This window comes from Streptomyces sp. NPDC045470 (genome assembly GCF_040646595.1).
Lineage (GTDB): Bacteria > Actinomycetota > Actinomycetes > Streptomycetales > Streptomycetaceae > Streptomyces.
In genome coordinates this window covers 570,391-583,265 of the sequence record NZ_JBEZAN010000002.1, presented here as the reverse complement: position 1 = coordinate 583,265, position 12,875 = coordinate 570,391, and the positions used below count along the sequence as shown (strand labels likewise).

The 12,875-nt window shown below is 74.6% G+C and carries 10 protein-coding genes; all 10 read left to right on the top strand.

Translation table 11 applies throughout. The features are described 5' to 3' along the window. The first annotated feature begins 716 nt into the window (after positions 1 to 716). Positions 717 to 1,550 (top strand): sugar phosphate isomerase/epimerase family protein, encoded by an 834-nt coding sequence (locus AB0A97_RS08905; protein ID WP_361146556.1) that lies wholly within the window; start codon positions 717 to 719, stop codon positions 1,548 to 1,550. Further along, complete coding sequence (locus AB0A97_RS08900; protein ID WP_361146553.1) at positions 1,543 to 1,962, top strand: acyl carrier protein; 420 nt, start codon at positions 1,543 to 1,545, stop codon at positions 1,960 to 1,962. Before AB0A97_RS08905 ends, AB0A97_RS08900 begins: the two co-directional genes overlap by 8 nt. Next, entirely contained in the window at positions 1,959 to 5,447 is a 3,489-nt protein-coding gene (locus tag AB0A97_RS08895) for a thioester reductase domain-containing protein (protein ID WP_361146551.1), read from the top strand. Before AB0A97_RS08900 ends, AB0A97_RS08895 begins: the two co-directional genes overlap by 4 nt. 121 nt (positions 5,448 to 5,568) lie before the next feature. Next, on the top strand, positions 5,569 to 6,405 hold the full coding sequence (locus AB0A97_RS08890; RefSeq protein ID WP_361147357.1) for a 3-hydroxyacyl-CoA dehydrogenase family protein: 837 nt from the start codon (positions 5,569 to 5,571) through the stop codon (positions 6,403 to 6,405). Further along, positions 6,402 to 6,698: an acyl carrier protein gene (locus tag AB0A97_RS08885; protein WP_361146548.1), complete on the top strand. Its 297-nt coding sequence runs from the start codon at positions 6,402 to 6,404 to the stop codon at positions 6,696 to 6,698. The genes AB0A97_RS08890 and AB0A97_RS08885 overlap by 4 nt, the downstream gene beginning before the upstream one ends. Further along, positions 6,695 to 7,807 carry an acyl-CoA dehydrogenase family protein gene (locus AB0A97_RS08880; RefSeq protein ID WP_361146545.1) on the top strand — a complete coding sequence of 371 codons (1,113 nt, stop codon included), beginning with the start codon at positions 6,695 to 6,697 and terminating at the stop codon, positions 7,805 to 7,807. Before AB0A97_RS08885 ends, AB0A97_RS08880 begins: the two co-directional genes overlap by 4 nt. Then, a complete protein-coding gene (locus AB0A97_RS08875; protein WP_361146543.1) occupies positions 7,804 to 8,808 on the top strand; it encodes a 3-oxoacyl-[acyl-carrier-protein] synthase III C-terminal domain-containing protein in 1,005 nt (334 codons plus the stop codon). Before AB0A97_RS08880 ends, AB0A97_RS08875 begins: the two co-directional genes overlap by 4 nt. Then, positions 8,805 to 9,968, top strand: coding sequence for an HAD-IIIC family phosphatase (locus AB0A97_RS08870; RefSeq protein WP_361146540.1), 1,164 nt, complete (start codon positions 8,805 to 8,807; stop codon positions 9,966 to 9,968). Before AB0A97_RS08875 ends, AB0A97_RS08870 begins: the two co-directional genes overlap by 4 nt. Beyond that, positions 9,965 to 11,233 carry an MFS transporter gene (locus AB0A97_RS08865; protein WP_361146537.1) on the top strand — a complete coding sequence of 423 codons (1,269 nt, stop codon included), beginning with the start codon at positions 9,965 to 9,967 and terminating at the stop codon, positions 11,231 to 11,233. Before AB0A97_RS08870 ends, AB0A97_RS08865 begins: the two co-directional genes overlap by 4 nt. Beyond that, entirely contained in the window at positions 11,230 to 12,867 is a 1,638-nt protein-coding gene (locus tag AB0A97_RS08860) for an amino acid adenylation domain-containing protein (RefSeq protein ID WP_361146535.1), read from the top strand. The genes AB0A97_RS08865 and AB0A97_RS08860 overlap by 4 nt, the downstream gene beginning before the upstream one ends. The last annotated feature ends 8 nt before the right edge of the window (positions 12,868 to 12,875 follow it).

Genomic DNA, 12,875 nt, shown 5'->3' with positions numbered 1-12,875 from the left:
GTGCGCGCCCGGCGGCCGTTGCCGGTGCGGTGCGCCGGTGCCGCCCGCGGGCGGACGGCTCCGCGCCGTGTCCGCCGGGCGTGCGCCGCCGTGCTGTCCACGCCGTCCGCCCGGCCCGTCCGGCCCGTTCGGACCACCCGCTCCCGCTTTCGGTCGCTTCGTCCAACTACCCCCTCTGAGCTGGGACTACGTGGTCGGACGCGACGGCATCAGGCGACATTTCGCCATACGGTGCGCTCAGCGGCGCGTGCTAGCATCCCGGTGTTCGACAGGGCCGGAACAAGGTCGTCAGGATCGTTGGCCGACGGGGGCGCGAATGATGGCAATCGACGAGAGAGCGGACGCGGTGCCCGGCACCGGTGCCCGCTTCGACGGCGCGATCCGGTGTGCGACCGGCCGCCGTACCGCACCACCACGCCGCCCGGCGGCCACCGCCTCGTAGGGCCCCGGACCGCCCCTCCCGACCGGATCACCGACAGCCTTCCCTCCCGTGAGCGGACCGTGCCCTGCCCGGAACGGCAGCGGCCGGCACGCGCACCGGTGCGCGGCGCGGCAGAAAGCAGGAAAGGCCGCTCCGCACCCGCACCGTGCGCCCGTCACGGCTCGACCACCACTGCGGACCACGGAATGTCGCGCCGGGTCCTTTCCGCGGAAGAAGACCGAAGCTCTTCCGGCCCCGCGGGCGGGACACGCACCGACTAGGAGCGGAACCATCCATGACCAGTCAAATCAGCCTCGGGCTGCTGGTGGACCAGGCGTTCTACGGTTCCCCGTACCAGGGCAAGGACGCGTGGCGGGCCGCCGCCGAACTGGGCGCCGAATGGATCTGCATCGTCGAAGAGGCGATGGAAATGGCGCCGGAACGGCTGCTGCAATTCCGCGACGACGCCGACGCGGTGGGCCTGCCCATCAGCCTGACGGCCTGTCACGCATTCGGCCTCAGCGATTTCCGCGACGTCGTGCGGGAATTCCACCTCAAGCGCGCCGAAGCCCATGTCGACCTCACCAGGGAACTGGGCGGCGAGGTCATGAAACTGCTCCTCGGCGACTGGTTCTGGCGCGCCATGTGGCCCGAGGAGGCGCAGTGGCAGTTGCTCGCCGCCTCGGTCCGGCGGCTCGCCGACTACGCCGAGGCGCGCGGCATCGCGCTCAGCGTCAAGCCCGAGCCGATGGAGACCTCCCTGGTCACCGACGTCGACGACCTCGTACGGCTGCTGGACGACGTCGCCTCCCCGGCCCTGCGGGCCAACGTCGACGTCTCCCACCTCGTCGTCGCCGGTGTGGCCGCCTCCGAGGTGGGACGGCTGCCCGGCCGGGTCAACAGCGTCGACTACTCCGACTCCAACGGCACGTACCACGAGCACCTGGTGCCGGGCGAGGGCGTCGCGGACATGGCCGCCTTCACCGACCAACTGCTCGCCGTCGACGCCGCCTGGATCGGCGTCGAGGTCGGCCCGTTCGCCGACCCGGAGAACGCCTACGACAAGGTCGGCCGGGCCATGGCCCGGTCCCGCGACTTCTTCGACACCGCGGCGGCGCGGCGTGTCTGACACCGAAACCCTCCCGGAGGACCCCGTGGCGAACCCCGAAGACAGCGCGTCCATACCCGCGGACCCGCTCCAGCTCGTCCGCCAGGCGTGGCGGGACGTCCTGGGCACCGACGAGGTGCCGCTGGACACCGGCTTCTTCGACGCGGGCGGCAACTCGATGCTGCTGGTGATGCTCAGCGACGAACTGTCCGACCGGACCGGCCGCGAGCTGGAGGTCGCCGAGCTGTTCCGGCACGACACGGTGCGCGCCCAGGCCCGGCTGCTGGACCCGTCGGACGAGCCCGAGCCGCCGGCCCCCGCCGCGGCGGCCCCGGCCGGCCGCGGCCGGCTGCTCGGCAGCGCCCGCCGCGGCCGTACGGACACCGCGGACGCGGCCGGCCCGCAGCAGCCGGAAGGGTCCGCCGCGCGATGAACAGCGAGACCGCCGTAGCGGTGGTGGGCGTCGGCTGCCGGTTCCCGGAGGCCGCCACCCCGGAGGAGTTCTGGAGCAACCTCGACAAGGGCGTGGTCTCGCTCCGCGACATCCCCGCCGAGGAACTGCGCCGCTGCGGTGTGTCACCGGAGACGGCCGCCGCGCCGGGCTTCGTGACCCGGTCCGGCCGGCTCGCCGACCCGGAGCTGTTCGCCGCCGAGTTCTTCGGCCACACCCCCGTCGAGGCCGAGCTGATCGACCCGCAGCAGCGCCTCTTCCTGGAGGCCTGCCGGGACGGCCTGGAGCGCGCCGGGCACCTGCCCAACGGTGAGCACGGGCCGCAGGTCGGCGTGTTCGCCGGGGCGAGCAACAGCACGTACAACACGCTGCTCCAGTACGCCCGCGCCCGTACGGAAGGCCCCGCCGCCTTCGACGACCTGGCCACCCAACTGGGCGGCGGCATCGACTTCATGGCCCCCCGGGTCTCGTACAAGCTCGGTCTGCGCGGCCCGTCCCTGGCCGTGCAGACCGCCTGCTCCTCCTCGCTGACCGCCGTGCACTACGCGGTCCTGAGCCTGCTGTCGGAGGAGTGCGACATCGCCCTGGCGGGCGGCAGCGGACTGTCGTACCCGTCCGTCGGCTACCAGTACCAGCCCGGCGGCGTGCTCTCCGAGGACGGCTTCTGCCGCGCCTTCGACATCCGCTCCACCGGCACCGGCGCGGGCTCCGGCATCGGCGTCGTCGTGCTGCGCCGCCTCGCCGACGCGCTCGCCGACGGCGACCCGGTGCTCGCGGTGATCGGCGGCAGCGCGGTCGGCAACGACGGCGCCCGCCGGCCCGGCTTCACCGCGCCCAGTCCGGACGGCCTGGCCTCGGTCGTCGCCGCCGCGCTCACGGTGGCCGGGACCGACCCGGCGGACCTGCGCTACGCCGAGGCGCACGGCTCCGGCACGCCCCTGGGCGACCAGGTCGAACTGCGCGGCCTGATCGACGGGCTGCGCGCGGCGGGCGCCCGCGCGTCCGACCGCGGCCACTGCGCGCTCGGCACGGTCAAGGCGAACATCGGGCACGCCGGGTCGGCCGCCGGCATCGCCGGGCTGATCAAGGCGATCCACGTCGTGCGCACCGGCCACCTGGTGCCGCACCCGATGTTCGAGCACGCCCGGGACCCCGGCGTGCTCGCCGACAGCCCCTTCCGCGTCCCCACCGAGCTGGAACGGTGCACCGACGCCGGCCGCCGGGTGCTGGTGAACTCGATGGGCCTGGGCGGCGCCAACGCCTGCGTCGTCCTCGCCCCGCCGCCGGAGCCGGTGCGCCCGTCCGCGCCCGCCCGGCCCGTCGTACGGCTCCAGCTCTCCGCCCGGACCCGCACCGAACTCGACGCGCTCTCCCGCAGCCTGGCCGACGAGATCGACCAGGACCGCGCGGCGCCCGGGGACATCGCCCACACCCTGCGCGTCGGACGGCAGGACTTCGCCGAGCGCCGGGTGGTCACGGCGGCCCCCGACCGGCTGGCCGCCGCCCTGCGTCTGCCCCGGCCGCCCGCCGCCCGTACGGTCCGCGCCGCAACGCGCCGCCCCGTCCTGGCCGTCACGGCGGACGGTGAGCGCGCGGAGGCGGTGCGCACCACGCTGCTGGCGGCCCTCGGCAGCCGTACCGAGCAGCACGACACCGTGCCCGCCGCCCTGCCCGCCGACGCCTACCTGATCGTCGTCGGCGAGGGGGAGAGCGGCCCCGGCCGGTACGTGATCCCGGCAGCGGACGGCGCCGGCCCCGGCGACCGGATCGCCGCCGCGCTCGCCGACGCCTGGCTGCACGGCGTCCCGGTGGACGCCCGCGCGCTCGACGACGGGACGGGCCGCCGCGTCCCGCTGCCCACGTACCCGTACACCCGGCGCCGCTGCTCCGCGCTGGACGACTCGGTCTTCACCGTGCCGGGCAGCACCACCACCGAACAGCCCGCGGCCCGCAGTGCGGCTGCCGCGCCCGCCGACGCGCCCACCGGCCTCGAAGGCGAACTGGCCGCCCTCTGGGAGGAACTGTTCGGGATCGACGGCATCGGCCCGCACGACGAGTTCGGCGCCCTCGGCGGCACGTCCCTGCTCGGCCTGCGGATGACGCTGGAGGTGCAGGAGCGGTACGGCACTCTGCTCAACCTCCACCGCACCGGCGGCAGCCGGGCCACCGTCACCCGCGTCGCCGAAGCGATCCGCGGCGCGTCCGGCCGTACGGAGACGCAAGGCGCCGCCGGTGGTACGGCCACCGGCCCCACCACCGGTGAGACGCCCGGCACCCACCCCTCCGACGCCGCCCTCATCGACGCCGACCTCGCCCTCGAACTCCCGCCCCTCGCCCCGCGCGCCACCCCGCCCGGCACCGACGTGCTGCTCACCGGCGCCACCGGCTTCGTCGGCGCCTTCCTCCTGCACGAACTCCTCCAGGACCCCGGCCACCGCGACAGCCGCGTCTACTGCCTGGTCCGCGCCGACGACGAGGACCACGGCCACCGGCGCCTGCGTGAGACCGCCGCACGCTTCCGGCTCCCCGAGCCCGACCCGGAACGCGTCCACGTCGTCCCCGGCGACCTGCGGGACGTCGCCGAGGTGTGCGAGACCTACCGTGACGGCGAACTGGCCCGCCGCACCCGCCACGTCGTGCACTGCGGCGCCCACGTCGTCTTCACCGAGCCGTACGAGGTGCTGCGCCCGGCCAACACCCTGGCCACGTACCACCTCCTCGGCTGGATGCGCCGCCACGGCATCACCGACATCAGTTACATCTCCACCCTCGCCGCCTGCGGCCAGGCCCTCGGCTCCGAAGGCCGGCTGCTGGAGCGCCGGGAGCAGCCCCTGGACCCCGAGGCAGGCGGCTACGGCATCTCCAAGTGGGTCAGCGAACGCCTCCTGGACAAGGCCGAACGGGACGGGATGCGGGTACGGGTCTTCCGCCCCGGCCTGATCGGCGGCGACACCGCCACCGGTGCCTGCAACGACCTGGACATGCTCTGGCGGCTGGTGGCCGCGTGCCTGGCCGTCGGCGCCCACCCGGCGGACGACATGCCGCTGCCGGTGGCACCGATCGATCTGGTGGCCCGCGCGGTCGTCCAGCTCGGCCGGGAGCCCGGCTCGGCGGGCCGCGCGTACCACCTGGTCGGCGAGGAGGCCACCACGTTCGCCGCGCTCTTCGCCGAACTGGGCGCGCTCGGCGCGCCGACCCGCCCCGTCCCGGTCGCCGAGTGGGCGCGGCTGGCCGGCCGGCGGGCGCTGGAGACCGGCGACCCGGTGCTGTCGACGATGGCCCTGTACGAGACCCACGATCTGGACACGCCGCGGGTGGACGTGGAGGGCCGGCTGTGGGGGGAGTGGCTGGACGAGCACGGTCTGGACCCCCGCCTGGACGGCGGGCGGGCCCTTCAGGCCGTACGCCACCTCGCCGAGAACCCCACTTTCGCGGGCTTGTTGACCGATGTGACGGAAGGCGTCTGACCCAGTGACCACCGACGGGACCACCGACGTGTCCACCGATGCGACGACAGCGACGACAGACGGGACGACGAGGGACGACGGACAGGACGACGGACAGGACGACGGGTGGGGCGACGGCCGGCTGGCCGTAGTCGGCGCCGGGGTCATGGGCACCGCGCTGGCCACGCTCGCCGTGGGCCGCGGCCTTCCGGTCCTGCTGATCGACGTGTCCGATGCGCAGTTGGAGCGCGCCCGCGGCACGGTGCGCCGGCAACTGCGGCACGCCCGGCTGCTGGGCAAGCTGCCCAAGGGCCCGGACGGCGAACTGACCCTGAGCACCTCGTACGCGCGGCTGGACACCGCGGCGGCCGTCGTCGAGGCGGTCACCGAGACCACCGACGCCAAGGTCGAGGCGCTGGGCGCCGTCTCGGCGGCGGTACGCCCCGGCACGCTGATCGCCTCCAACACCTCGGCCGTACCGGTCGACGAGCTGGCGGGCTACACCCAGCGCCCGGCGGACGTCGTCGGCACCCACTTCATGAACCCGCCCTACCTGATCCGGGCGGTCGAGGTGATCCGCGGCCCGCGCACCGGCGACGCGGCCATGGCGGCCCTGGACCGGCTGCTGAGCGCCCTGGACCGGGAGGCCGTCGTCGTCGGCGACGGACCCGGCTTCGTCTCCAACCGCATCCTGATGCGGGTGATCAACGACGCGGCCCGGCTGGTCGCCGAGGGCCGCGCCGCCGCCGAGTCCGTGGACCGCGTCTTCACCGGCTGCTTCGGGCACCGTACGGGGCCGCTGGCCACCGCGGACCTGATCGGCCTGGACAACATCGTCGACACCCTCAAGGTGCTGCACGACCGCACCGGCGACGACGGATACCTCGCCTGCGACCTGCTCCTGGACAAGGTGCGGGCCGGCGACTTCGGCCACAAGACCGGCAACGGCTTCTACTCCTACGGAGGAACGCGCGCATGACCACCGTCGACAACCAGGCCGACGCGGCGACCGGGCCCGGCGCCGGAGACGTCCAGCAGCGCCTGGTGGCGTTCCTCGGCTCCCGTACCGGCGGTGACTGGGCCGTGGACCAGGACCTGTTCGCCTCCGGAGCGTTCTCCTCGCTGTTCTCCCTGGAACTGCTCCAGCACGTCGAGCAGGAGTTCCAGGTCACCGTCGAGGGCGACGACCTGACCCTGGACAACTTCCGTACCGTGCCGGCCATCACCGCCCTGGTGCGGCGGCTGCGCGGCGAAGGAGCGGCGGGGCAGTGACGGCACAGGCGACCGCGGACGCCCGCACCGCGCTCGGCGACCTCGTCGGCGACCGCGCCGAGGAGTGGGACCTGGCCGGCCGGATTCCCGGGGAGACGGTACGGGAGGCGTCCCGGCGCGGCCTGCTGTGCGCCCAGGTCGCCGCGGAACACGGCGGCCTGGGCCTGGACAGCCGGGCCAACGGCGAACTGACCGCGCACGCCGGGTCCCTGTGCGGTTCCCTGCGGTCCCTGATGACCTCGCAGGGCATGGCCGCCTGGACCGTGCAGCGCTTCGGCACCGCCGCGCAGCGCGGCACGTTCCTGCCCCGGCTCACCGGAGGAGAGACGGCCGGCGTCGCGTTCTCCGAGAGCGGCGCGGGCAGCGACCTGTCGGCGATGCGCACGGAGATCCGCCGGGACGGTGACACCGTGCACGTCACCGGCGCGAAGGTCTGGGTGACCGGCGCCGCCTACGCGAGCCTGCTGGTGGTCTTCGGGACCTACGGGGACGGGGCCGCCGTCGTCGTGGTGCCCGCCGACGCCCCGGGCGTACGGATCGACCGGGTGCCGGACCCGATGGGCTGCCGGGCCGCCGGCCACGCCGACGTGGACCTCGACGGCGTCCGCGTACCGGCCGGCCACCTGCTGTCCGGCGCCGGCCTGCCGGTCGCCCTGCTCGCCACCGCCGCGCTCACCTACGGGCGGCTCTCGGTCGCCTGGGGCTGCGCGGGCATCCTGCGCGCGTGCCTGGACAGCACGGCGGCGCACACCCGCACCCGGGAACAGTTCGGCAAGCCGCTCGCCGACCACCAGCTCGTCGCCCGGCACCTGGCCGAACTGGCCGTCGCCGAGCAGGTCGCCCTCCGGTGCTGCGAGCACGCCAGCGCCTGCTGGGACGAGAACCGGCCGGAGCTGGGCACCCAGGCCGTCGTCGCCAAGTACGTCGCCTCCCGGGAAGCCACCCGGGGCGCCGCCACGGCCGTCCAGGTGCTGGCCTCCCGCGGCGCCCGCGACGGCCACCCGGTGGCGCGGGCCTACCGCGACGCCAAACTCATGGAGATCATCGAGGGCAGCACGGAGATCAGCCAGCTGCTCCTCGCGGACCACGTACGGACGGGCCGGGGATGACGACGACGGACACGGGCAGCAGCGCGGACACGGCCGTCGGGGTGGGGGCGGTGCACTGCCTCCTGCCCGGCGAGCCGGTGCCCGTCGGGAAGCTGGACGAGATCGCCGGACTGCCGCGCGAGGAGGCCGAGTTCGCGCGCGACTGCGGCATCCGCACGGTCGGCCGGTTCGACGACGGGGCGACGGCCGCGGGGCTCGCCGCCCAGGCCGTACGGGAACTGCGCGCGAAGGACCCGGCCGCCCCGGACCCCGACATCCTGGTGGTCGTCGGCGCCCGCGCCCCCGAGGTGCTGCTCGGCTCCGGTTCCGGCCACGTCGCGCACGAGGCCGGGCTCACCCCGTCGTTCTCCTTCGTCCTGGACGGCCTGGGCTGTACGGGCTCCAGCGCGGCCTGGGCCCTGGCCAGGGACCTCCTCGTCGCCGACCCGGCCCGGCAGTCCGTGATGATCGCGCACGCCAGCCGCCCGGTCGCCCTGGACCGGGTACGCCACCCGGTCACCGTCGTCGGCGACGGCGCCTTCGCCATGACCCTGGTGCGCGGCGGCCGACCCGTACTGCGTGCCCACCGCCAGCACACCGACGGCCGGTTCCACGACCTCCTCCAGGTCGACTACAAGAACGCCCCCTGGTACGAGTGGCGCGAGGAGGTCAGCTCCGCCGACCGCTACCGCTTCGAACTGGCCCTGCACAGCCAGCAGCACCTCAAGCGCCTGGTCGGGCAGGTGCTGGACGACGCGGGTGTGGAGCGGCAGCGGATCGCCGCCACCCTCATGCAGAACGTCACCGCGCCGGCCTTCCAGTTCTACGAGACCCTGCTCGGCCTGCCGGTCCACCCGGTGTGCGGCGAGAACCTCCAGGCGTACGGCCACACCGGCGCCATGGACGTGGTGCTCAACCTCGACCGGCTGCTGGCCCGCGGCGACCTGGCCCCGGGCGACCTCGTCCTCGTCCTGAACAACAGCCCCGTCGCGGCCTGGGCCGTGACCCTCTGGGAGGTATGACCGGCATGGCGGCCACCGAGACGGCGGAGACCGGCACCCCCACGGACGCGGCGGAGGCCGCCGTACGTCCCGCGGTGAAGTGCCTGGTCTGGGACCTGGACAACACCCTGTGGCAGGGGACCCTGCTGGAGCACGACGAACTCGTCCTGCGGCCCGGCGTCCTGGAGACGCTGAAGGCCCTGGACGAGCGTGGCATCCTCCAGTCGGTGGCCAGCCGCAACGAGTACGACGACGCCTGGACCCGGCTGGAGAGCCTCGGCGTCGCCGAGTACTTCGTCCTGCCGCACATCGGCTGGGGCCGCAAGTCCGACGCCGTACGCGCCGTCGCCGAACGGCTGAACTTCGCACAGAACACCCTCGCGTTCATCGACGACCAGCGCACCGAGCGCGCCGAGGTCGCCCACCACCTGCCGGACGTGCGCTGCTACGACGCTCCCGCGGCGGCCGGGCTGCCGGACCTGCCGGACTTCGCGCCCACCGTCACCGCCGACGCCCGCCGCCGCCGGGCCGTGTACCAGGAGAAGTTCCGGCGCGAGACCGCCCAGAGCGAGTTCAACGGCCCGGACGAGGACTTCCTGCGCTCCCTGGACATGCGGATGCGCATCGCCCGCGCCCACGAGGACGACCTCGCCCGCGTCGAGGAACTGACCCTGCGCACCAGCCAGATGAACGCGACCGGCGTGCACTACTCCGACGCCGACCTGCGCGCCCTGCTCACCGACCCGGACCACGAGGTGCTGATCACGACCGTCGAGGACCGCTTCGGCTCGCACGGCGCGGTCGGCGTCGCCCTGCTGGAGCGGCAGCCGGGCCGCTGGCGCCTGAAGCTGCTCGCCACCTCCTGCCGGGTGGTCAACTTCGGCATCGGTACGCAGCTGCTGCGCTGGACCGCCGACCAGGCCACCCGGGCCGGAGTCCACCTGGAGGCCGACTTCCGGCGCACCGACCGCAACCGGATCATGGAGGTCGCGTACCGGTTCGCGGGCTTCGACGCGAAGCCGTGCGCGTGCCAGGAGGACGGCCGGGAGGCGGCTGCCGGAACCCCGGCGGACGTCCAGCGCCTGCACCTGGTCCCGCGGCGGCAGACCGCACCGACGACCCTGACCGTCACCGGCCCCGCCCTGTGGTCCGGCGACGGCACCGGGAAACCGTGGGCATGACGGGCGGGGCCGTGGCGGGCCCCGGCCGGGGCGCCTTCGGACGGCTGTGGGCGTCCACCGCGGTCTCCGCGCTGGGCGACGGCGTACGGCTGACCGCCCTGCCGCTGCTCGCCCTCTCGCTCACCACCGACCCACTGCTGATCTCCCTGGTGACGGTCGCCAACTGGCTGCCGCTGCTGCTGTCGCCGCTGGCCGGAGTCTGGGCGGACCTGGCCGACCGGCGCGCGCTGCTCATCGGCGTCGACCTGATGCGCGCGGCCGCGGTCCTGGCCCTCACGCTGACGGTGGTGACCGGCGTGGTGAGCCTGCCGGTGGTCTGCGCGGTGGCGGCGGTGCTCGGGCTGGGCGAGACGGTGCACATCGTGGCGTCCCAGTCGTACCTGCCGATGGTGGTGGACACCTCCCGGCTCGCCGCCGCCAACGGGCGGCTGCACGTGGCCCAGCTCATCTTCCGCGACTCCGCCGGACAGCCGCTCGGCAGTCTCGCCTTCGTCGCCGGGGCGGGCCTGCCGTTCCTGATCGACGGGGTGTCGTTCCTGTTCGGCGTGGCCCTGCTGGTCACCCTCCCGCGCTCGCCCGGACCGTCCGCCGGGCCCGCCGAGCCGGGCGCCGCGCCGCGATGGCGCACCATGATCCTGGACGGCGTGCGCCTGCTGCGCGCCGACCGGCTGCTGGCCACCCTGGCGGGCATGCTCGGGGCGCTGAACTTCTGCATGGCCGTCACCGGCACCCTCGAAGTCCTCTACGTCGTGCGCTGGCTCGGCCTCCCGGAAGCCGCCTTCGGCGTGTTCCTGGCCGTCGGCGCGCTCGGCGGCATCGTCGGCGGACTGCTCAACGCGCGCTTGGCGGACCGGTTCGGCACCTTCCCGGCGGCCCTCGGCGGCATGGTCCTGATGGGCGTCGCGATGCTGCTGACCGGCCTGGTGCACCACGCGTTCGTCGCGGCCGCCGGCTTCGCCCTGATGGCGCTCGGCGCCGCCGTCTACCAGGCGCTGACCGTCTCCTTCCGCCAGGCCACCACCCCGCCCGACCAGCTCGGCCGGCTCAACGGCGTCTACCGGCTGGTGGGCACCGGCACCATCCCGCTGGGCGCGCTGGCGGGCGGCGCGCTCGCCAAGGCGGTCGAGGTCAACGTCCCGTACACGGCCGCCGGAGCCGTGGTGCTGCTGCTGTTCGCGGTGGTCGCGCGCCCGGTCGTCCGGATGGGGACGGCGCAGGAGCGCTGCGCCGGGGCCCCGGACGCACCGGCGGAGGCCGCCTCGTGAACCGCACGCGCGCCGTCGGCACCCCTCCCGTCCCGCCCACCGAGGACCCCGTACGCCAGGAGCCCGCCTTGGAAGACCGCACCCTCTACCAGTGGTTCGCCGACTCGGCCCGCCGGTGGCCGGACGCCCCGGCCCTCGAACTGGGCGAGCAGACCCTGACCTACGGCGCACTGCACCGCCGGGTGCTGGCCCTGGCGGCCCGCGTCCTCGCCGGGCAGCCCGCGGGCGACGGCCCGGCCCGTCCGCCGGCCCGGATCGCGCTGATCACCACCCGGACCGTGGCCGCGTACGTGGCGTACCTGGCCGTGCAGCGCCTCGGCTCCTGCGCCGTCCCCCTCAACGCCGACCACCCGCTGCCCCGCACCCTCGACATCGCGCGCCGCGCCGGGGTCGGCGCCGTCCTCGTCGGCGAGGAGCACCGCGACACGTTCGCCGGGCTGCCCGCGGACTTCCGGCCGCCGGTGACCGTCGTACCGGACGACGCCGACGGCCTCCCGGAGCCGCCCGCCGACGCCCTGCCCGCCCATCCCGGCGACCCGGAGGCCGAGGCGTACCTGCTGTTCACCTCCGGCTCCACCGGCCGCCCCAAGGGCGTGCCGGTCCGCCACCGCAACGTCTCCCCGTACGTGGCGTACAACATCGCCCGCTACGAGGCGGGACCCGGCTGCCGCATGTCGCAGACGTTCGGCCTGACCTTCGACCCGTCCGTGTACGACCTGTTCGTCGCGTGGGGCTCCGGCGCCACCGTCGTCGTACCGGACAAGGACGAGCTGTACCGGCCCGTGGACTACGTGGTGCGCCGCCGCCTCACCCACTGGTTCTCCGTACCGTCGCTGGTCACCACCGCCGAGCGGTACGGCAACCTGCCGCCCGGCCGGGTCACCACGCTGCGCCACAGTTGCTTCAGCGCCGAGCCGGTCACCGCGCGGCTGACCGCGCGCTGGCACGAGGTCGCGCCCGGCAGTCGTATCCACAACCTGTACGGGCCGACCGAACTGACCATCACCTGCACCGACCACGAACTCGCCGGCGGCGGGACCGCCGCGACGGGCAGTGCCAACGGCACAGTGCCCATCGGACGCCCGTACCCGCACATGGAGGCGGTCCTCCTGGACGAGGCGGGGCGGCCCTGCGACGACGGTGAACTGTGCGTGCGCGGCGCCCAGCGCTTCGACGGCTACCTGGACCCGGCCGACAACGCCGGGCGCTTCGTCCGGTACGAACCCGGCGCGCCCGCCGCCCCGTACGACGGCACCGGACCGCTCACCCGCGACCACTGGTACCGCACCGGCGACCGGGTGCGCCGCGAGGACGGCCTGCTGGTGCACCGCGGCCGGCTGGACAACCAGGTCAAGATCATGGGGCACCGGGTGGAGCTGGGCGAGGTGGAGGCCGCGATGCGGCGCCACCCCGAGGTGACCGAGGCGGCCGTGGTGGCCGTCACGGTCAAGGACGAGGTGCGTCTGCTGGCCGCCTACCTGGGCAAGGAGATACGGGCGCTCGAGTTCGGCCACTGGCTGCGGCAGCACGTGCCGCTGCACATGGTGCCGCGCCGCATCCGGCGCCTGGAGGAGCTGCCGCACAACGACAACGGCAAGCTCGACCGGCAGCGGCTCGCCGAGCTGCTGGCGTGAGGGGCGGC